The organism is Nodosilinea sp. FACHB-141 (assembly GCF_014696135.1).
Taxonomy (GTDB): domain Bacteria; phylum Cyanobacteriota; class Cyanobacteriia; order Phormidesmidales; family Phormidesmidaceae; genus Nodosilinea.
Genome location: NZ_JACJPP010000016.1, coordinates 1 through 21079, shown reverse-complemented (window position 1 = coordinate 21079; position 21079 = coordinate 1). Strand labels below are relative to the sequence as shown.

The 21079-nt window shown below is 56.1% G+C and carries 18 protein-coding genes and 1 rRNA gene; 8 read left to right on the top strand and 11 right to left on the bottom strand.

The window, feature by feature from the left end; all coding sequences use genetic code 11:
- Positions 1 to 307 precede the first annotated feature (307 nt).
- Both H6F59_RS17860 and H6F59_RS17855 read left to right on the top strand, forming a co-directional pair.
- Positions 308 to 625 carry a DUF1825 family protein gene (locus tag H6F59_RS17860; protein ID WP_190517934.1) on the top strand — a complete coding sequence of 106 codons (318 nt, stop codon included), beginning with the start codon at positions 308 to 310 and terminating at the stop codon, positions 623 to 625.
- 177 nt (positions 626 to 802) lie between these two features.
- Entirely contained in the window at positions 803 to 2110 is a 1308-nt protein-coding gene (locus tag H6F59_RS17855) for an ATP-binding protein (RefSeq protein WP_190703168.1), read from the top strand.
- Between the two features lie 83 nt (positions 2111 to 2193).
- Here H6F59_RS17855 and H6F59_RS17850 read toward each other — a convergent pair whose 3' ends face one another.
- The 8 genes from H6F59_RS17850 to ptsP all read right to left on the bottom strand — a co-directional run bounded on the left by H6F59_RS17850 (position 2194) and on the right by ptsP (position 11870).
- Positions 2194 to 2628 carry a VOC family protein gene (locus H6F59_RS17850; RefSeq protein ID WP_190703165.1) on the bottom strand — a complete coding sequence of 145 codons (435 nt, stop codon included), beginning with the start codon at positions 2626 to 2628 and terminating at the stop codon, positions 2194 to 2196.
- 87 nt (positions 2629 to 2715) lie between these two features.
- The gene (locus tag H6F59_RS17845) at positions 2716 to 3132 is read right to left on the bottom strand and encodes a VOC family protein (RefSeq protein ID WP_190703163.1); all 417 of its coding nucleotides are present in this window, start codon (positions 3130 to 3132) and stop codon (positions 2716 to 2718) included.
- A 71-nt stretch (positions 3133 to 3203) separates the two neighbouring features.
- Entirely contained in the window at positions 3204 to 3833 is a 630-nt protein-coding gene (locus tag H6F59_RS17840) for an N-methyl-D-aspartate receptor NMDAR2C subunit (protein ID WP_190703149.1), read from the bottom strand.
- Positions 3834 to 3963: 130 nt separating this feature from the next.
- A complete protein-coding gene (locus H6F59_RS17835) occupies positions 3964 to 4161 on the bottom strand; it encodes a hypothetical protein (RefSeq protein WP_190703146.1) in 198 nt (65 codons plus the stop codon).
- Between the two features lie 362 nt (positions 4162 to 4523).
- A complete protein-coding gene (locus tag H6F59_RS17830; protein ID WP_190703143.1) occupies positions 4524 to 6212 on the bottom strand; it encodes a SulP family inorganic anion transporter in 1689 nt (562 codons plus the stop codon).
- A 232-nt stretch (positions 6213 to 6444) separates the two neighbouring features.
- Positions 6445 to 8280 carry a PTS fructose-like transporter subunit IIB gene (locus H6F59_RS17825; RefSeq protein WP_190703139.1) on the bottom strand — a complete coding sequence of 612 codons (1836 nt, stop codon included), beginning with the start codon at positions 8278 to 8280 and terminating at the stop codon, positions 6445 to 6447.
- A gap of 186 nt (positions 8281 to 8466) precedes the next feature.
- Positions 8467 to 9423 (bottom strand): 1-phosphofructokinase, encoded by a 957-nt coding sequence (gene pfkB, locus H6F59_RS17820; RefSeq protein ID WP_190703136.1) that lies wholly within the window; start codon positions 9421 to 9423, stop codon positions 8467 to 8469.
- Positions 9420 to 11870, bottom strand: coding sequence for a phosphoenolpyruvate--protein phosphotransferase (gene ptsP, locus H6F59_RS17815; RefSeq protein ID WP_190703132.1), 2451 nt, complete (start codon positions 11868 to 11870; stop codon positions 9420 to 9422). The genes pfkB and ptsP overlap by 4 nt, the downstream gene beginning before the upstream one ends.
- 481 nt (positions 11871 to 12351) lie before the next feature.
- Between ptsP and H6F59_RS17810 the strand changes: the two genes are divergently transcribed.
- From H6F59_RS17810 to H6F59_RS17790, 5 genes are all read left to right on the top strand, one after another.
- Complete coding sequence (locus H6F59_RS17810; RefSeq protein ID WP_190703129.1) at positions 12352 to 13527, top strand: ABC transporter ATP-binding protein; 1176 nt, start codon at positions 12352 to 12354, stop codon at positions 13525 to 13527.
- A gap of 72 nt (positions 13528 to 13599) precedes the next feature.
- Positions 13600 to 14904, top strand: coding sequence for a PotD/PotF family extracellular solute-binding protein (locus tag H6F59_RS17805; protein WP_190703125.1), 1305 nt, complete (start codon positions 13600 to 13602; stop codon positions 14902 to 14904).
- 135 nt (positions 14905 to 15039) lie between these two features.
- The gene (locus tag H6F59_RS17800; RefSeq protein ID WP_190517960.1) at positions 15040 to 15894 is read left to right on the top strand and encodes an ABC transporter permease; all 855 of its coding nucleotides are present in this window, start codon (positions 15040 to 15042) and stop codon (positions 15892 to 15894) included.
- Between the two features lie 145 nt (positions 15895 to 16039).
- On the top strand, positions 16040 to 16855 hold the full coding sequence (locus H6F59_RS17795) for an ABC transporter permease (RefSeq protein WP_190703122.1): 816 nt from the start codon (positions 16040 to 16042) through the stop codon (positions 16853 to 16855).
- Between the two features lie 61 nt (positions 16856 to 16916).
- The gene (locus tag H6F59_RS17790) at positions 16917 to 17567 is read left to right on the top strand and encodes a bifunctional 4-hydroxy-2-oxoglutarate aldolase/2-dehydro-3-deoxy-phosphogluconate aldolase (RefSeq protein WP_190703118.1); all 651 of its coding nucleotides are present in this window, start codon (positions 16917 to 16919) and stop codon (positions 17565 to 17567) included.
- Here H6F59_RS17790 and H6F59_RS17785 read toward each other — a convergent pair.
- Both H6F59_RS17785 and H6F59_RS17780 read right to left on the bottom strand, forming a co-directional pair.
- Positions 17564 to 17917 carry a DUF565 domain-containing protein gene (locus H6F59_RS17785; protein WP_190703114.1) on the bottom strand — a complete coding sequence of 118 codons (354 nt, stop codon included), beginning with the start codon at positions 17915 to 17917 and terminating at the stop codon, positions 17564 to 17566. The two genes, H6F59_RS17790 and H6F59_RS17785, sit on opposite strands and share 4 nt — an antisense overlap.
- Positions 17918 to 17988: 71 nt before the next feature.
- Positions 17989 to 20166 (bottom strand): pentapeptide repeat-containing protein, encoded by a 2178-nt coding sequence (locus H6F59_RS17780; protein ID WP_190703110.1) that lies wholly within the window; start codon positions 20164 to 20166, stop codon positions 17989 to 17991.
- A gap of 261 nt (positions 20167 to 20427) precedes the next feature.
- Between H6F59_RS17780 and H6F59_RS17775 the strand changes: the two genes are divergently transcribed.
- Entirely contained in the window at positions 20428 to 20835 is a 408-nt protein-coding gene (locus H6F59_RS17775) for a hypothetical protein (RefSeq protein ID WP_190703096.1), read from the top strand.
- A 138-nt stretch (positions 20836 to 20973) separates the two neighbouring features.
- On the opposite strand, the gene rrf is transcribed toward H6F59_RS17775, so the two are convergent.
- Positions 20974 to 21079 (bottom strand): 5S ribosomal RNA (gene rrf, locus H6F59_RS17770); the annotation flags it as partial.

Sequence of the window (21079 nt, the reverse complement as noted above, 5' to 3'; positions counted from 1 at the left end):
TCGTCTAAAAAAACCTCCCATTGAGAGACGTAGGCTCAGCCCATTGAGTTAACGGTGGCAAGACTGTGAATAGGGATGGGGAGCGTCAGTTTGATTAGAGCGCTTGTGAGCCCAGTCAATATTGCATTTAGATACCAGCTGATGGCTTAAGCCGCCCAGCCAACGCAAGGCTAGCTGGAACACTCTAAGTAGGGTTATCTACCCTTGGCCGGGGGTTGAGCTAAACCTTAGGCTTTATAAATAGAGATACATTCGGTTGCCCGCGAGTGTGTCGCAAGTTGCTCACGCTAGGGCTAAGCGTAGAACCATGGGATTTTTTGACTCAGAGATTGTTCAGCAAGAGGCTATGCAGCTGTTTCAGGACTATCAGTCGCTGGTGCAGCTAGGGAGTGGCTACGGCAAGTTCGATCGCGAGGGCAAGAAGATGTACATTGCCCAGATGGAAGCCATGATGGAGCGCTACCACATCTTCATGAAGCGCTTTGAGCTTTCCGAAGACTTTCAGGCCCAAATGACGGTCGAACAGCTCAAGACGCAGCTAGGCCAGTTTGGCATGACCCCTGACATGATGTTTCAGCAAATGCATCAGACCCTAGAGCGCATGAAAGCTGAGATCGGGACATAGGCCCAGCTAAGCCCGACTTTGTTAGAATAGAGCATCTGGCGCCGTTACGCTGGTATGATGAGCCGCTTTGGCCTCGCGCAACCTGTCCGAAAGCCATATCCTGAGGAAAACTGGAGTTTAGAGTTCTTCGTCAGGTGAACTTTTCCAGGAAAATCATCTACGCAAAGCACGGTTAGAATGCGCGATCGCACCCCAGAGTTAGCCACCGTCCAGAGTAAGGTGCAGCAATACAGCCAGCTTATCGATGGGCTACTGCTTTACCGCTCGGCGTTTGATCCACCTGTGGGAGCTGCCTTTCTGGCGCTGCTAACGGCTCTAGAATCGGCAGATGCGGCCCTCAGCCTGCGCGCCTACGGCGCTTGGTTTCAAGCATTGGCTACCAGCGAGGCCAGTTGGAGTAGCTACCTGCTGCGACAAATTGCCTACGCCGAAAATCCGTTTACGCTACAATCCCAGCGCACCAATTTTGCCCAACTGCCCACCGCTTTGGTGGAAGCCGCCCGCCGCGATTTGAGCACCCTTCAGTCGCTTCATCAGCTCAGCGGCGACACCGTGGCGGGGTGGGTACAGGCGATCGCCCAGATCCCCCAAGCCCCCGTAGCCTGGGCCATTGATGAGACAACTCCACCGCCGCTGATGCTCCCCCAAGACGCTCCCTGGGCCGACACCGTAGAATTCCTAGCCAGTCACTATTGCCGCCATGGCGCAGGGTTGCTGGCCCAGTACCGCGCCTTTACCTGGTACCAGGACCAGCTCTGCGGCATTGCCAACCCCGACTCTATTCGCTTAGGGAACCTCACCGCCTACGACCACCCGCGACAGCAGCTGGTGCAAAACACCCTGGCGCTGCTCAAGGGCTACCCGGCACTCAACGTGCTGCTCTACGGCAGTCGCGGTGTGGGCAAGTCATCCTTGGTTAAAGCCCTGGTGAATGAGTACGCTGACCAGGGGCTGCGGCTGGTAGAGGTGGCCAAGGCCGATTTGCAAGCCCTGCCGCAAATTGTAGGCGAGGTGCGATCGCGTCCCCAAAAATTCATCATTTTCGTCGATGACCTCTCCTTTGAGGACGACGATGACACCTTTAAAGCACTCAAAGTCGTGCTTGAGGGCAGCACCACCGCCCGCCCCGCCAACGTGGTGGTCTACGCCACCTCCAACCGTCGCCACCTGGTGCGCGAATTTTTTAGCGATCGCCCCCGCCCCAAGGACCAAGACGAAGTGCAGTCGTGGGATACGATGCAGGAAAAGCTCTCCTTTAGCGATCGCTTTGGCCTTACCCTCACCTTTGAACCCGCCGACCAGCCCACCTATCTAGCCATCGTCTATCACCTGGCCCAGCAAGCCAACATTTCTCTCACCCAGGAAGACCTTACCGCCCGCGCCCTCCAGTGGGCCACCCGCCACAATGGGCGATCGGGCCGCACAGCACGGCAGTTTATCGACTGGCTCACCGCAGATCTGAGTCTGACTGAGCGGTCGCCCTAAAACTCCATTCGACTTGCTTTATTAGAGTGGGGAATAGGTTAGGTTCTGCCAACGCTTCGCCCATCTACCTATCCACCCCCTCCTCAACTCGGGGCAGGCTCCCCATAGAGTTCTTCAATCAGCGCCAGATCCCAGTAAGAGGCTTCAATTTTGTGGCCGTCGGGGTCGCGCACAAAACAGCCGTAGTAGGGCTCGCCGTAGTCAGGGCGGGGGCCAGGGGGGCCATCGTCCTGGGCTCCGGCGGCGATCGCCGCTTCGTAGAAAGCATGCACCGCTTCTTTTGTGGGGGCAACGAACCCGATGTGGGTGCCGTTGCCCACGGTGGCGGTCTGGTTGTCGTGGGGTACCCCAATCCAAAACTCAGGATAGACCTTGCCGTAAGCGATCGCCCCAGGGTGCTCCATAATTCGCTTGCAGCCCAGGGTAGGCAAGACGCGATCGTAAAAGGCCACGGCCTTTTCAAAATCGTTGGTGCCTAGGGAAATGTGGGACAGAATGCTTGGGTTATCGGTTGCCATAGGAAAACCTCAGAGTTCTGCGGGAGCAAATCACCATAATAGTTCAGATATACTAATTTCTTTGCAGAGTTAATTAACATTGAAGGTTCAGTCGGGGCAGCGATCGCAAATCGCGTCGTACCCCTGCCCTTCAAACTGAATGATGCAAAAGCCGTTGCCAAAGGGATCAGCCATGAGCGCAATTTTTCCCCAGGCGTTTTGCTGAATGGGCGACTCCTGCACTGCTCCTGCTTCAACGGCCCGGTTTGTGGTTGCCTCGATGTTCTCTACAACAAAATCTAAATGCACTGGGGTCCAATGGCGATTAAATTGGCGCCGTTCAGCGGTCTGCGGTGACGTCTGAGAACCCGCTTCTTTTTGCAGCAGAAAAATGCTCGATGGTCCGCCTACTAGCTCAACAATAGTGTCCCCCAAGCGGCGACTGGGCTTTAGACCGAAGGTATAGCCATAAAACTTTTCTGCAGCGGCCAGATCGTTAACATCTATGTTAATCAAAACATCCATAGCTGAATAACTCACGCATCAACAAGTGCATTGCGTAGCCAATGAATCCTGGGATCGGACAACCCCAAAAATTAACCGGAGTCTTTCCTCAGAACAGCCAACGACCGATGCAGGTTGCGCTGAGCCTGGTGTTCTAACCGTTCCCGAAAAAAATCAGTGGTAAAGATTGAAGGTCGATTCAGCAAGCTCTGGAGAATCTCAGCCCGCTTTTGACTAAATAAATTCTCAGGCACCCAGGCGTACTCCTGCCGAATTTGAGTCTCGTACTGCGCAAAGCGACCCACCTTCGCCCCCAAAATAGCCAGGTCAATATCCACAACGAAGCCCGTGTCTACTGTGCTTGGTACAGCATCGTGTTTTGTGGCCAGAACCAAGTCATGAATGGATCGTTGGAGCAAATCTCCACCGCCTACGCTATCGATCGCCTGCGTCGCAAGATCAGCACTTCGCGCTTCGTTGTCGGCCCTACGCGTATTGTAGACGGCATCGTGGAACCAGAGGGCAAGCTCTACCGCTGCTGGATTTTCGGCCAAATTGCCGGCCCGATCGCACCAGTCCAGGCATTCGCTTAAGTGTTGCAGGGTATGGTAAGCCCGCTGGGGTTCAGTGTAGCGATCGCACAAATCCCAAAGCACCTGCGGTGCGGGTGTGGGCAAATATAGCTTGCGCCAGAGGGCAGACCAACGAGTCAGTAGATTCACAGTTCTCAGCAGACCTAAGCTCAGCTTAGCTTAGCCGCCTATCCCATACCCCAAACGTAAAAGGGGGCGATCGCGCTAGCTGCGATCGCCCCCGGCGCTTTAGCCAGGATCAAGCCTCAAAGGCTCAGCTTTAGCGCTTTTCAGTACCCTGGTTAGGCGCACCCTCTGGGCCAGTCGCACTGGTGCCGCTTTCGGGCTTGGCATTTTCTCCGGCGTCGGTGGCTTCGTACATGCCGGTATGACGCTGGCTCTCATCAAGGGGGGTGTTATACCCATCGCTGGACTCATCAGTAGATTGAGCCTTTTGGTCACTTTCAGTATTAGCCATAGTGGCATTCTCCCAATGAAGTTATGTATGCATAGTAGTCAGCCCAGGCCCCAAATCTGATCTCCCCAGAGATAGGGGTAAGGTAACTCCACAGAGAGAGATCAATCAGGGATCAGCCGCTTTTGGACTTTTTAGACTCCTTGAAAAGCGTTGTGCTCAAAGCATTTGAGCCCTAAACAAACCTTGATATCGAATAATAAAGAAGCATGACGGTCCACGACCCCAGCGCCACCTTAAAAGCAACCAAAATATTCAAAACAAGGATATAGCAATACCACTAGCGTGATAAAAAACCTCTAGCTTGGCCCCTAAATTCGTTGCTCAAAGCACAGTCCCAGCCATGCAGCGCCATAGGTACGCTGCTACGAAGGCATCACCGTCCGGGTCGGCACAAATTCTCCCCTGTCGATCGCACCCAGCAGCGCCAGGGATAATTTGAGTGCTTCAGTGCGAGTGTCAACTCGGTGAGCGGCGGGCACGGCTTGGAGCGCCCCGAGTTTTTGCAATCGGCTCAGAGTTTTGCCTTGCGCCCCCACTAGAAATACTGACCGTCCAGCGTATTGAGCATTCTGAATGGCGCTTTCCAGGGCCAAAGCCGCCGTCACCCCTAGGTGAGGCACATCTTGTAAGTCGAGAATGAGCACATCGTGGTTGGCCATGGCCATCTGCTCATGGGAAATGGCCCGCGCCACGCCAAAAATCATTGGGCCGCTGAGGTGAAACACTAGAATTCTCCCCTTAGCCTGGTCCATCAGCTCCTGCTCTTCAGGGGTCATGGCCAGGTCATCGTCAAAGTCAGTGATAGTCTTCACATCAGACTGAAGCTTGCTGAGGCGATCGATGGTGAGAATATTGGCAATAAACACACCTACCCCCACCGCCACAATTAAATCTACAAAGACTGTAAGAAACATCACGCCATACATAATGGCCGTCCCCTTCCACGAGACCCGATGGGCTCGCTTTAGAAAGCTCCAATCCAAAATGTCGAAGCCGACTTTCACTGCGATCGCCGCCAGCACTACCAGGGGAATCATTTTGGTCAAGGGCGCGGCCCACAGCACCACCACCAGCAAAATGCCCGCGCGCACTATGCCCGACAGCGCCGTTTTGCCCCCAGCCTGAATGTTCACCACAGTGCCCATGGTGGCCCCTGCCCCAGGCATGCCCCCCAAAAAACCCGACACCATGTTGCCAATGCCCTGGCCCATCAGCTCTTTGTTGGAGTCGTGCTGGGTACGGGTAATGCTGTCGGCAATCATGGCTGTCAGCAGGGTGTCGATACAGCCCAGCATGCCGAGGGCCAGACCATTCACCAAAATGGTTTGCACCTGACTGGGCTGAATGGTGGGCCACCGCAGGCTCGGCAGCGCAGTAGGAAGTTCGCCAATCAGCCGCAGCCCAGCATCGGGAAATAGCACCAGAGCTAGCAGCGTGCCACCGACCAAGACCAACAGTTGAGGTGGCACCCAACGCTTAGACCGCTTGGGCATCAGAAACAGTACCGCCAGGGCAAATACCCCCAGCGCCACCTCCAACGGGTTGAAGGTGCTCACCATCGTAGGCAGGCTAACCAAAGTATTGATCACGCCGCCCTTAGGGGTGGCATGGCCCAACAACGGCCCTAGTTGCAGAATAATTAGAAGAATGCCAATCCCCGACATAAAGCCAGAGATGACGGTGTAGGGCATGATCGTGATGTAGCGACCCAGCTTGAGAAAACCAAACAGAATTTGGAACGCCCCGGCCAGCATCACTACGGTAAAGGCCATAGCCATGCCGTTTTCGGGGTCAGCGGCCATGAGCTGAGCGATGACGGCAGTAAACACCACGGTCACTGGCCCGGTAGGCTCTGAGATTAGCGTCGGCGTGCCCCCAAATAGCGCCGCAAAGAAGCCTACAATCACGGCTCCGTAGAGACCCGAGGCCGCCCCTGCCCCCGAGGCCACCCCAAAGGCCAGAGCCAGGGGCAGGGCAATCACCGCAGCGGTGACGCCGCCAAAGATATCTCCTCGCACATTGTGGAAGTGAATGTGATTGGTGATGCTCATCGCCAGCCCCTATTCCTTATTGAGTTTGGCTAAATGATATTTTTTCTCATCGATAAAAGTCTATAGAAAGAACTGCATCATCTCTATTTCAAAAAGTTTCATCCCGCCCGCTCTGCTTTTGCTTATGTTCTTAACAAAGCATGGCTAGATTTATGGGCTACAGCAAGAGCCAGGGAATCGACGGGTAGTTGCTGCGTCGATTCCCTGGCATCCATTTTGATTGGGCTGTAGTCTAAGCCTCAACCACCGCCACTTTTTTGCGGGGGAAGAAGTGCTTAAGCTGCACAGTCGCTAGGGCTGTGACCAAAGTGCCGGCGGCGATCGCCACAATATACAGCCCCACATGCTCCACTGCGTTGGGTATCGCCAGCACAAAAATACCGCCGTGGGGGGCCCGCAGGGTGCAGCCAAAGACCATCGACAGGGCTCCGGTCACCGCTGACCCGGCAACGCAGGCGGGCAAAATCCGCAGCGGATCGTTGGCCGCAAAAGGAATCGCCCCTTCAGTAATAAAGGAAATGCCCAACACCGAGGCCACTTTTCCGGCCTCCTGCTCCGCCTGGTTGAAGTGTTTTTTAGAAACAAAGGTGGCCAGAGCCAAGCCCAAGGGCGGGGTCATTCCGGCGGCCATCACCGCTGCCATCGGCGCGTAAAGGTTGCTGGCTAGTAGGCCCACCGCAAAGGTATAGGCAGCTTTGTTGACCGGGCCACCCATATCTACTGCCATCATCGCGCCTAGAATCAGGCCCAGCAGCAAGGCGTTGGTGCCGGTTAGCCCTTGGAGGTAGGTGGTCATACCCTCCATGATGAACCGCACCGGGCCACCAAAGACGTAGACCAGCAGCAGCCCCACCACCAGCGTCGCCAGCAGAGGGATCACCAACACCGGCTTGAGGCCCTCAAAGTTGGCGGGCAGGTTCACCTTGTCGCGCACAAACTTGGCGACATAACCGGCGAGAAAACCCGAGAGAATGCCGCCCAGAAAACCCATACCCAGGTTGGCCGCCAGCATACCGCCGATCAGGCCAGGGGCAATACCGGGGCGATCGGCAATGGAAAAGGCAATAAAGCCCGACAGCACCGGCACAATTAGCGAAAAGGCTGCGCCGCCGCCAATCTGCATCAGCGCGTCGCCAAAGGTGCCTTCAGCAGGATCAATCCCAAACACAAAGGACAGGGCGATGATCAAGCCGCCGGCCACAATCACCGGCAGCATATAGCTCACCCCTGTCAGCAGGTGCTTGTAGGGGCCAGAGCGGCTTTCGGAACGCTCGGCCTTAGCCCGGTTCACCTCGTCCACATAGCTGCCCGAGCCGCCACTGCCGCCTCCGGCCACTGGCGCATCCATCGCTGCGGTCACGACGTTTGCCCCATTGTGAATCGCCGCTTTAGTCGAGGTTTCGTACAGACGTTTACCGCCAAAGCGCGACAGATCGACGTGGGTATCAGCGGCAATAATCACCGCCTCAGCACGGGCGATTTCGTCATCGGTGAGGGCGTTTTGCGACCCAACAGAACCCTGGGTTTCCACCTTGATGTCGTGGCCCAGCTTGAGGGCTCCCTGTTTCAGAGCTTCGGCGGCCATAAAGGTGTGAGCGATGCCCGTGGGGCAGGAGGTAATGCCCACAAAAAATTTGCTGGCCGGGGCGGCTATTGGGGTAGCTACGGCTCCCGTCTCAACTTCCCTCTCAACCGTGGGCAATTCCCCTGGCAGCGGGTCGTGGGGGTGAGGGGTGGTTCTGATCGCCCCCAGGCTGGGAATCTGCCCTACTAAGGCTACAGCGCTCTGAACTACCATTTCGGTGTTGCGAATGGCTTCGCTGGTGGAGACGGCGTAGATGGGTTTGCCAGCGAAGCGATCGCGCTCCACCGCTCCGTCAGTCCCCACAATCACCACATCAGCCTGCTGAATGTCATTGGGGCTGAGGGCCGTGACGACAGCGCCACTCTGGGCCTCAGTCACAATCTCGTGGCCCATCGCTTGGGCGGTGCGCTTGAGGGCCTCTGCCGCCATCTGGGTATGGGCCTCGCCAGCGGTGCTAGCGGTAACGGCAACAATTTTTGTCATAGGTTTCCTACTGGTCTGTGAATACCTGATTCAAAAGCTTTTTTAGTAGGGTGCATTCGCGAAGCAATGCACCGTTTAGAGACCGTGCCACCGGCATTCCAAGGATGGTGTGCGTTGGTGCATTGTGGCTTCGAAGTTGCTTGGTGGATCCCTAGAGGATCTAGCCGCGAATGCACCCTACCGAGATCACCTCACCTCCTGCACGGTGACAAGTTTTCGCATCGCCTGAATGTTTTTCATGGGCGGCAGCCGCGGGCCGATTTGACCCAGCGCTCCCATGGAAAAGGCCGTGGCTAGGGTGGCGCAGTCTCGCAGCGGTTCGCCACCCAGCAATCCTGCTACCGTACCCGCCACCATGGCATCCCCCGCACCGACGGTGCTTTTAATCTCAACCGCTGGGGGCTGAGCGTGGAAGGCCTGGGTGCGATCGATAAACAACGCGCCCTCCCCCCCCATCGACACCACCACGTAGGGAATGCCCGAACCAATCAGCTCACGGGCAGCGGCGACGATCGCACCGTGGCTCTCCAGACGAGTGTTCAGCACCTCCTCCAGTTCCACCCGGTTGGGTTTGATCAAGTCGGGTTTGCCTGGCAGGCCAAAGCGCAGTGCATCGCCGCTGGTGTCGAGAATCACGGTTTTGCCCTGGGCTTTGAGGGGGCCAATCAGCTCGTCATAGATGTCGGTAGATAGCCCCGCTGGCACGCTGCCCGAAAAAACGAACCAGTCGCAGCTCTCGGCTAAAGCCTGCACTACCTTTCTTAAGCCGTCAACATCTTGGCGGGTAGGCGATTGGCCGGGGTAGTTGATGTCGGTGACTTGCCCCTGGGCATCGTCCACAATTTTGATGTTGACGCGGGTCTCACTGGGCAGGTAGACGAAGTGGTCGTCGATGCCCTTTTGGAGAAAAAGTGTCTTAAACAGGGTGCTGTTCTGGCGTCCTAAAAAGCCCGTAACCCTGACCCTATGGCCCGCCTCGGCAAGAAAGGAAGCCACATTCACCCCTTTGCCACCCGCGTCATCCTGCTTCCAATCGACCCGGTTTACCACATCGGCCTGAAAGTTGGGAATTGAGACGGTCTGGTCGATCGCAGGATTCAGCGTCACCGTAGCGATCCGTTGCGTTCTGGGGGGGTGGGTCATAGCGCTCTCACCTCCTCGGCGGTGCGACAGGCGATCGCTCGTTGAGCTAACCGCTTCATCTGCTTCATCGACGCGCCCCGAAGCCGGGCTTTAACTTTAGGAATGCTGGGGATATCCATGCTCAGCTCTTTCACCCCTAGTCCAGCAAGAATCATCGCGCCCTGGGGCTCTCCGGCCAGGCCGCCGCAGACGCCGACCCACTTACCGGCCAGCTTGGCCCCCTGCACAGTTTGATAGATCGCCCGCAGCACAGCGGGGTGCAGGGCATCGGCCTGCTTGGCCAACGTGGGGTGACCCCGATCCATCGCCAAGAGGTACTGGGTCAGGTCATTGGTGCCCACCGAGAAGAAGTCGACTTCTTGAGCAAACTCCGCCGCCATCAGCACGGCGCTGGGCACCTCGACCATCATGCCGACTTCCACGGGCGGGCCATCGATCGCCGCCCGCACTGACTCCAACACCGTCTTCGCAGCTCGAATATCTTCTAGCGTGGCAATCATGGGGAACATGATGCGGATGTATCCGCCACGAGCCGCCCGCAGAATTGCGCGTAGTTGAGTCTCAAACAAATCAGTGCGCTCTAGGCACAGCCGCACGCCGCGAATGCCGAGGAAGGGGTTTTCTTCCACCGGCTGGTTTAGGTAGGGCACATGCTTATCGCCGCCAATATCTAGCGTGCGCACGATCAGCGGCAGACTGTTGAGGGCCTGGGTCATCTGGCGGAGCGCGTCGTACTGCTCCTCTTCGGTAGGGGCAGCGCTGCGGTTCAAGAAGAGGAATTCCGTCCGCAGCAGCCCAATCCCTTCGCCCCCGGCATTCACGGCAGGACCGGCTTCCGCTGGCCCGCCGATGTTGGCGACCACCTCGACCCGATGGCCGTCGGTGGTGATAGCGGGCTGGAAGCGGGTTTGCTGCTCAACATCGCGGAGCTGAGCGCGGTCCAATTGGGCCTGCCTCGCCTTCGCCAGATCCGCTTCCGTTGGAGCGGCATAGAGCTGGCCCTTGTCGCCATCGAGAATGGCGATCGCACCCTCCCGCAACTCCATCACTCCATTACCTGCTCCAGCCACAGCGGGAATGTTCAGCGACCGCGCAATGATTGCCGTGTGCGAGGTCGCCCCACCCGCCGCCGTGCAGAATCCTTGAATCTTCTCTGGATCCAGCCCGGCAGTATCTGAAGGCGTCAGGTCATCAGCAATCAAAATTACAGGATGATCCGGCAGAGCTGATCCAGCCTCACCCCCGCCCACCAGCCGCGCCAGCACCCGCTGTCCCACATCCCGCACATCTGCTGCCCGACCCGACAAGACCGGATCGGCTAACGCCTCTAATTCTTTTGCCTTGGTTTCGATTACCTGCTGCCAAGCCCAAGGCGCGCTGTGGTTGGGCGGAATTTGGTTTAGCGCCTCTTGCTGAAGCTCTGGATCGGCCAAAAACTCGCGATGGGCCTGAAAGATTGCGGCCTTGGCCTTGCCCGATCGCTCTTTGATGGTGGTGTAGAGATCGGTTAAATCAATATCAGCGAGGGCGATCGCATCCCTTAGGCGATCCTGCTCTGAGGTTGGGTCACTAGCGGTTTCGGCAAACTCTAGCTTGGTACGGTGGAAGCGGTGCAAGGGCGCGATCGCCAGCCCTGGCGACGCCGCCACCCCAGACAGAGAACGACTTTCTAGCTCCAGCGCCGGTAGCTTCAAAGCCGGACTGGCCGCTACTTCCTCTTCTTCCTCCAACCCGTCTTCGACCGCCTGCTGCAAAGCGTTCAACGCCTGGGTGGCATCACTGCCCTTAGCTAACACCCGCACCATGCCATCTCGCTCAACCCCCAGTTTCAGCAGCGACATCAGGCTTTTGCCGTTGGCTACCTGGTCGCCATAGCGCACCCGCACCTCGGCACTAAAGGATTTCGCCAAATCCGCAAACACGGTGGCGGGGCGAGCATGCAGACCCGTCGGCGCGTCAATGGTGACATCGAAAAACTGGTCAAAGCCTTCGGTGTCGAGGCCTTTGCTGCTGGAGGATGACTTGCCGGTAAGGCGATCGCAAATTACCTGAGCATCCTCCGTATCCACCAACGCCTGCACCGCCGCTGGGTCATCCAGCACGTGGGTCAGGTTGGTGAGAATCTGCAAGTGCTCATCCGACTTCGCCGCAATACCCACTACCAAACGCACTACCTCGCCGGGGTTCCACTCGACCCCGGCGGGAATTTGCAGCACCGCAATGCCTGTCGTCACAATCAGGTCGCGCTGAGCAGGCTGTCCGTGGGGAATGGCGATGCTGTTACCCAGGTAGGTGTTGGCTTGGGTCTCCCGCATCTGCATGCTGTCCACGTAGCCCGGCTGAATGCGACCACGGTTAACCAACAGCTCTCCCACCTGCCGAATCGCGTCTTTTTTGCTGTGGGCCGTGGCCTTCAGCCGCACATCCTCCGGCGTTAGGTTAATCATTCAAACTTCTCTCTTCTCTATGGGGTATTAAAAAGTATCTGCAAAGAAATTTAAGCGGATTTAATGAAGTAATCTAAATGCACAAAACTCACCCAGAATCTCGACGTTCCGGGCCAGGGATCAATACCTACGAGGCGTTTTCCGATGTCTTAATTGTTGAAGACTAGAAGCAATCTGGGAGAGCTTCGTTATATTTCCTTAGACATTGCTTAAAGATTTGTATCGCCCAGAAGTCAGCTCAGCAGACTTCACAAAAATCCAGCGCTACTAGTCCTATAATTTGGCCACAAACCCTCCTTTAGGGATATGACATTAGCTCAAAACTACCTCCTGTCCCGCTGTTCTCCTAGCAGAATTGTATCCCTGCATACAGTACACAACCGGAGAGAATTTTATAAGTGGGTCTGGCTGACCGATGAGGTGAACTGACTTTTACCGCGCTGTTTTTTCGCTCCCTCCCGCTCTAAATAACGGCCCCACTATGCAAGACATTCAAATTGAACCTGTGCTTACCGTTGAAGCAGTGCCTGAGGTGCTTCAGGCAGACGCCAAGGGTGTTTCCCTGCGAGATGTGACTAAGAAATACGGCTCGTTTGCAGCGGTTCAAAACATTACTCTTGATATTCCCGCCGGTTCATATACCTGTTTGCTAGGCCCTAGCGGCTGTGGCAAAACCACCACCATGCGCATGATCGCGGGCCACGAAGATATTTCTGAGGGCGACATCTATATCGGTGAAACGCGCATCAACGACATTCCGGCCACCCAGCGCAACACCGCCATGATGTTTCAAAACTACGCGCTGTTCCCCCACAAAACCGTATGGGATAACGTCGATTTTGGCCTCAAAATGGGCGGCATGACCAAAGCCGAGCGGCAGCACCGCGTCGGAGAAATGTTGGAGGTGGTGGGGTTGAGTGGGTTTAGCGATCGCAAACCCGCTCAGCTCAGCGGCGGCCAACAGCAGCGAGTCGCCCTTGCCCGCGCCTTAGTCACTCGCCCCCAGGTGCTTATGCTCGACGAACCCCTCAGCGCCCTCGACGAATCGCTGCGGGTTAAAACTCGCGGCGAGCTGCGCAAGCTCCAGCGCCAGTTCGGCATGACCTTCATTCAGGTCACCCACAACCAGGACGAGGCCTACTCCCTCTCCGACCAAATTGTGGTGATGGATCACGGCCGCGTCGATCAAGTCGGCACCCCAGCCGAGATCTTCTCTAAGCCTCTGTCCAAGTTTGTGGCCCGCTTTACCGGCGACAACAACATCTTCCCCGGCACCGTCACCAGCGCCGTGCAAGACACCAACGGCCAGCTGATTCAGCTCGACATTCCCTCCCTAGGCACCCTGCTGTGCCTCGGCGACTACGCCCAGGTAGGAACTGAAGCCGCCTGCTGCATCCGCGCCGATCTCATGCAGATCAAATCCCTCGCCGACGCCGAAACGTCAGCCTGCAGCCCGGCCACCAACCGCCTCACCGCCCGCATTACCGCCGTAGAGTTCACTGGCTACGTCACCCGCGTTTCCCTAGTGCTCGAGCGCAGCGGTGTAGAAGTGCTGTACAAGGCCCGCACCCCCGACTGGCTCACCACCACCTTTACCGAAGGGCAGGTGGTCGTACTCGACTGGGCCGCCGCCGACTGCGTTTTTCTGCCCCACTAGCTTTGAGCTAGACACCTCCAGCGTTCTCCTCCTACGCTTTCTCAACCATTCGTCGTTACTGAATTGCTAACCATGGGTAAGTTTTCTCGCCGCCAAGTGATTCGCACCAGCCTCGCCGCTGGCGCTTTCCTGACCGCCACCCGCTGCGCCGCGCCCTCAGGCACCCCCAATAACCCGGCCACCGGCCCCCAGGTCAACACCAACCAAAGCAAGGATGTAACCCTGCGGCTAATCGGTACCGGCGTGTCGCAAATCAATGACATTCGAGACAAGGCCCAGGAAGACCTGGGCTTTAAGTTCGACATGCGGGCCCTCAGCACTGAAGAAAACAACCAGATTGCCATCACCCAGCCCGGCCAATACGACATCTTTGATGGTGAGTACTTCAGCCTGCCCTTAGTAGTGCCCTCGGGTAATCTTCAGCCCATCGACATTAAGCGCATCACCAACTACGACAAGATTGTGTCCTTTTTCAGAACCGGCGAGTTCAAAGGCATGCCGGTCGAAAAATCTCAGGGTACCGCTCCTTTCAAGGTGCAATACCTTGCGGGTGCCGACTCCAAAGAGTTTTCTGACACCCCCACCGACTACGCCACCCTGATTCCCTTCCAGTACAACGCCGACACCTTGGGCTATCGCCCTGACCTGGTAGGTCGAACCATTGAGAGCTGGGGCGAGCTGTTCAACGAAGAATTTAAGGGCAAAACCTCCATTCTCGACATTCCGCAAATCGGCATTATGGATGCGGCTATGGTGGCCGAGTCACTCGGCCTCATGACCTTTGCCGACAAGGGCAACATGACCAAGGCCGAAATTGACCAAATCATCGAGATTCTCAAAGAGCAAAAGGCCAACGGCCAATTCCGCGCTTTTTGGAAGACCTTTGACGAATCAGTCAACCTGATGAGCTCTGGGGAAGTGGTGCTGCAATCGATGTGGTCGCCAGCGGTGACAGCGGTGCAGTCCCAGGGCACTGAGTGCATCTACGCTCCCCTCAAGGAGGGCTATCGGGGCTGGGGCGGCGGCATTGGCCTCTCCAAAAACCTGGAGGGTGTAAACCTCGATGCCGCTTACGAGTACATCAACTGGATGCTCGACGGCTGGGTGGGCGCTTTCCTCGGACGCCAAGGCTATTACAGCGCCGCCCCCGAGACCGCCCGCAAGTTCATGTCTACCTCGGAATGGGATTTTTGGTACGAAGGCAAGCCCGCCGCCGAAGACATCGTTGACCCCTTTGGTAAAACCCTTGCCAAGGCCGGTGCGGCCCGCGACGGTGGCTCCTTCGACGAGCGCTTTGGCAACATCGTCTGCTGGAACTCGACCATGGAAGAAAACACCTATCTGGTGCAGAAGTGGAACGAGTTTATCGCGTCGTAGAAGAGTAGGGGGGGGATGGAGTGAGGGGGTAGGGGAGTAAGGATTTTCCCCGTCCCCCATTTTCTCTATTTCTCCATCCCCCCTACCTTCCTGATGTCCATCACTCTCCACTCCATCACCCCCCTTCCCCTCCCCATGTCTGAAACCTGGAAAGCCCTCAAGCCCTACGCGCTAATTACGCCTCAGACGTTGGTATTTCTGCTGTTTCTAGTGTTCCCCATTCTCATGATTGGGGTAGTAAGTTTTTGGGAGTTCAACGGCTACTCAATGACTCCAGCCTTTACCCTGGCTAACTACCAGGGCATTTTGACCGACGTTACCTTTAAGACCTATCTAAATACGTTTAAGTTTTTGGGAATGGTGTGGCTAGCAACGCTCTTGATTGGCTACCCAGTGGCCTATTTCTTGGCGTTCCATGTGCCTAAGCTAGAGTGGCAAATTTTGCTGTTCCTGGTCTGCACGATTCCGTTTTGGACCTCAAACATCATTCGGATGATCTCGTGGGTGCCGCTGCTGGGGCGGGAGGGATTGGTCAACCAAATGTTTATGGGTGTTGGACTGATTCAGCAGCCGATGGAGTTTCTGCTCTACTCCGATTTTGCGGTGGTGCTGGGTATGGTGCACCTCTACATCATTTTTATGATTGCGCCCATTTTTAACAGTTTGATGCGAATCGAGCGCTCCTTAGTAACTGCAGCTGAAGACCTCGGCGCTTCTGGCCTGCAGGTTTTTAAGGAAGTGATTTTGCCGCTATCGGCACCGGGCATTGCGATCGGCTCAATCTTCATTGTCACGTTAGTAATGGGCGAGTTTGTGACCGTTCGCCTCATGGGGGGCGGGCAGTCAGCATCGGTTGGCAAGCTGATTCAGACCCAGATTGGTAGTTTGCAGTATCCCTTGGCGGCGGCTAATGCGATCGTGCTGTTAGCCGTGACCATGCTGATCATCGTCTCGATTCTACGCGTGCTAGATATTCGTAAGGAGCTGTAGAACAGAGGTTGTGCGCCCTCACCGCAGCCAAGCTACTTTCCCGGTTCTCTCTCCCTGAGGGAGAGGGCTAAGGTGAGAGCTTCTAGGATTGAGCTAAGCAGTTTTGTCAGTCAATTAGCCCACCGACAACTCCCGATAAAAACCCATGCAAAAACGTTCACTGACTTATTACCTGCTGCTAGCGTTCTTCTGCCTATTCGTGCTGTTTCTCTACGGCCCGATGATCACCATTTTTATGTTGTCCATGCAGGGGCCAGATGGCGGGCTGACCTTCCCGATGAGAGGCTTGAGTTTTTATTGGCTGGGGCAGGTGTTTCAAGAGCAGCGAGTGGGCAATTTTATTGAGCCCTTTGTGCGATCGCTCATTCTAGGCGCAGCCGTCATGGCGATCACCATTGCCGCCTCGGTGCTTGCCAGCATGGGCTTTCGCCAGCGGTTTAAGGGCTCTACGGTGATTTTCTACATGACCATCGCCAGTCTGATCGTGCCAAGCATCCTCGTTTCCCTGGGTATTGGGGTCGTGTTTCAGGTAATGGGTTGGCCCACCAACTGGTTTACCTCCGGCCTGGGGGCCCACCTAACCTGGACTTTGCCCATTGCCTTTTTGATTATGTTGGGCATCTTCAACCGCTTTAACCCCTCCTACGAAGAGGCTGCCCGTGATCTGGGAGCTACCGACTCTAAGACCTTCTGGGAAATTGTGATGCCCTTGATTGCCCCCAGCTTGCTGGGAGTAGGGCTGCTCACCTTCACCCTCTCCTACGACGAATTTACCCGAACATCACTGGTGTCGGGTCAGAGCAACACTCTGCCGCTGGAAATCTTCGGGATGACCACCAACGTTACCTCGCCTGCCCTTTACGCTTTGGGCACGTTGACGACCATCTTCTCGGCGTCGCTGATTTTGATTGCCTTCTTTGCCTACAACGCTGTGGTCAGGCGGCAGCGGGGCAAGGCCTAGGCTACGTTACAAAAGTTGCTGCCCCCGCCCCATCCTCTGCCGACACCTTTAGGATGGGCCAATGGACAGAAATGCTTTTTTGGCCCTGTTGCGACAGCACCGGGCGATCGCCGTTATCCGCTCCCCTGATCTCAATCAGGGACTGGCTATGGCAGAAGCCGCCGTCACCGGAGGTATCCGCCTGATCGAGATTACCTGGAATAGCTGGCGTCCTGAGGACCTAGTCAGCAAGCTCAGATACCGATTACCCCACTGCACCATCGGTATCGGCACTGCCCTATCTCAAGCCGATCTAAAAGCCGCTATGGACGCTGGGGCGCAGTTTTGCTTTTGTCCTCATACCGATTCGGCAATTATTGAGCTGGCCCAAGAGATGAAAATTCCTATTGTGCCAGGTGCTCTCACGCCTAACGAAGTTGTCACCGCCTGGCAGGCCGGAGCAACAGCCGTAAAGGTGTTTCCGATCAACGCCGTGGGGGGGGCCAGCTACATCTGTAGCTTCCAGGGTCCGCTGGCTCACATTCCGCTCATTCCTACCGGTGGGGTAACCGTTGAAAATGCCAGGGATATGCTGAGGGCAGGAGCGATCGCCGTAGGCCTTTCCACCAGCCTGTTCCCCAAAGCTGCCGTAGCTGAGCAAGACTGGGCGGCAATTACAACTCTGGCAGCTCAGTTGGTGGATACCCTAGCCATTACAGACTCCTCGTTCTAACTAGCCAGCTTAAAGGCCTCCACGCTCACGGCATAAATTGCTCCAATTTTGAAGCCGTTGATGCAGTCTAACCAAACTGGTTTAGGCACTGGTTTTACTAAGGCCGGGTCGCGCCAGCGACGACTATACACGAGCCAGCTGATCAGCTCTGCCGCCAGCACTAAAAACGCTGAGACAACGGTATCTTGCGCAGCGGCTTGACCGGCGATCGCCGCCAGAGACACCGTAAAGAAGTAGCCTAGCAGCAGGCTCAGCAACACTAGTGATACCCGCCGCCAGGGGTTAATTAGCCACTGACTAAACTGATCACCCAGGTCGTCAATCAGGGTACTTAAACGGGTGCGCTGCATGGGTTTACCCCTAAAATGCCTCTGCCATATCTAGACCGTTCGCGAGTGATGTTTTATCGTTCTACCAAAAACTAAAACTCAGACCGGCACGCAGGGTGAATGCCCCCCTGACCACAGATATACTCTAGCTGCTCACCCTCAAGATTTAATGCTTGAGAAAAGTCTACTCCCACCAGCAGTTCGGTGGTTTCTGGCGCCACGATGGTGGTCACAAACGCATCTTCCTGCGATCGCTCCGGCGTAAAAAATTGTGCCCCAGCCAGATTTACCCCAGCCAGGTTCGCCTTTTTCAAAACCGCGCCCTCCAAGTTAGCCCCTGCCAGATTTGCTCCCTCCAGGTTGGCCTGGCTCAGGTCAGCCCCTTGCAGTTGGCCCTGGGTAAGGTTAGCCTGGCGCAGATCAGCTGCCGTTAGGTCTGCCTCGCTCAGATTAGCGTCGGCCAAATCCGCTCGGGTTAGATCCGCAGAGGTTAGCGTAGCCCCAGCCAGATAAGCCTGCCGCAGGCGAGCATCTACAAGGCTGGCCTGGGTCAAGTTGGCGTCGGTCAAATCTGCCCCTACCAAACTGGTGCCGTCAAACTTGCCGTGGCTAACATCCGCAGCAATAAACCAGGCGCTACTCGCATTGGCCCCAGAGAAATCGGCATAGGTCGCCAGGGAGTTGCTCAAGTTGGCCCGCAGCAGGCTGGTATTGCGAAACACCGTATGGCGCAGATGAGCAGCCACTAGACTGACTTCTGTTAGATCTGAGCCACTAAAGTCAGTTGTCCAATCGTCAAAGGTGTCTTGGCGACCATCCGCCCCCACATCGAAAAGCTTGGCCTTGCGCATTCTCGCCCCCGAAAGCACGGCGTTGCGCCAGGTAATCCCCGCCAAATGCTGCTGCTCCAACACCATGGTAAACGCGTCGGGGCTTTCAATTATGTAACTCAAACTGGTGCCGCTGAGGTCAATTTGGTTGAGATTGCCGCTGTGTAGCACCAAAATTTTAGTCAAAGTTTGCTTCACCGTGCGCTGTCGCAGCTGTGGCAGCAGCCGTTGCTCAGGCGGTAGCGATAACAGATCGTTGGCTAGAGCTAGGTTGAGCCGCTGCAGGTGAGGAATAGCCGGTGGTCCCAGGGTAATTAAAGCCTGCTGCAAGGTATTGAGTAAGTCAGGGTCACTAGTCTGAGCTAGCATGTCCACTAGTAGCGGTATGGCACGGCTATCCTGGCTGCTGGCTAGCGCCAAGGCGGCTGCCTGGCGATCGCTAAACGAGGTGGCATTGCGGCTGAGGTTTTCCACCAGGGCCAAAAATAACGCATCTCCTTGATTGGCCTCAGGTAACCGTCGATCTAGCCATACAGCTCCCAAACCACCCAGCACAACCACCCCAGCCAGGGCGCTAATCACAGGTATATGCCGCCGCCAGCCTTGGCTCCACAATACCGCTGCTGACTCAGCCGGAGACAGCACAATGGCCCTGAGACCGCTATATTCTTCTGGAGTCAGTCTCGCTAGGGACAACGACATCGGCGAGGCTGAAGCATCTCCATTCAAGGAACCGTTGTTTTGGCTATCAGATGCAGGATGATACCGAGTCGGTATCTGCCCGCCCCGCAACAGCACAACCCGAGTGCGCGCCAGGCAGTCATACCAGGTCCACCGCGAACGGCTAGTCTGCCCAATAGCCCCTGCCCCCAATCCACAGACAAGAGTCAGCCCACCGAGCCAAGGCAAACTAGGAAACGCTCCGCTACCAAGCCAAATTCCATAGGCCACTACTGTGGGCAACCCCCAGCGACCTAGCTCTCGCACTAAGACCTTGCGGGCACTGGGTAAGGGGCGATCGTTCGCCACCACCTGTATTCCTAACCAGCCCTTCGGCCAAGTTTTACCCCGGGTCGCCAGACCATAGAGTTGAGTGCCCACAAAGACCCCTGGCAACACCAATGTGCTAAACCACAGCACATTGGTCAGAGGCGGCACCTCCGTCACTAAACGCTGGCGCGATAGTCCCAATGGACGGGCAATCGCGCTTTGGGTCACCGTTACCGCCGAATTTACAGGCACTAGCTCTGCGGTAGAATGCCGACGGACCAACTCTCCTGCTCCCCAGGGAAGCGCTATACTCCCCACCAGCAGCCCCACCTCTAGCCCCCAAGCCGCCAGTCGCCGCAGCAACAAACTGTGAGGTACTGATAACCGCCCCTGTACCCGAGCGACAGACACCTGAGCTGAAATCGGCTGAGAAGGAGAAGTCTGCGCCATAGAAAGCCCGATACAGTCCAGGTTTTGAATTTACTAAGGAATACTAAGCAAGCAACGCCCGGAAACTAGCCCTAGTTTTCCACCACAGTTGCCCTTCATAATAGCGAAGGCCTCCCATTTCGGCGGATTTTAACCCTCAACATTTCAACCGTTTATACAAGGTCTAGGCACCTTGTAATCTGGCACATTTACTGTCACATCCGCCTGTATCTTTGAATACGATAGAAACATAGACAAATGCTCCTAATTGGAGGACACGCCATGAAAGCTATGCTCAAATCCTTTTCTCTGCCCGCCGCCGCCCTTGCTTTGGCTTTGGGCACAGGCGTGGCCTCAGCCCAATCCGTTGCTCAAACTCCTCTCAGTCAGCCCATACAAACCAGCGGTTCTGTTAATCCCAGCCGCCCTTCCAGCTGTGGTGTTCTTGGCGATGGTGCAGTCCAAGTTTTGCAGGTCAACCAAGACTTTGCCGCCGTCGATATTGCTGTAAACGGCACCAGTGGTCTAACCCTACTTATCCAAGGCAGCAACGGCTTCAGCGAATGCCATACTGGTGGCGGCGGTACCATCAATGCACCGGGGCTACTAAACCAGGGTACCTACTCCTTCTTCATTGGCAATAGTAGCCCTACCTCTACCAGCTATAGCCTCACTATCCGAGAAAACTGATCTCGCGATTTACACACAACCAAAACCGCCTGAATCAATTGATTCAGGCGGTTTTGGTTGTATAAATGGGGATCAAATGTCTTCAAATGAGAACCCCTCCAAGCACTCCGAGGAGCAGTTGAAGGGGTTCAAGTAAGGACCTGGCATCGAGCTATTTTGACAAGGGGCAACCCCCTCACTATCTTCGCCGCAGCTGCGTTTCACGACTGAGTTCGGGATGGGTCAGAGTGGGACCACAGCGCCA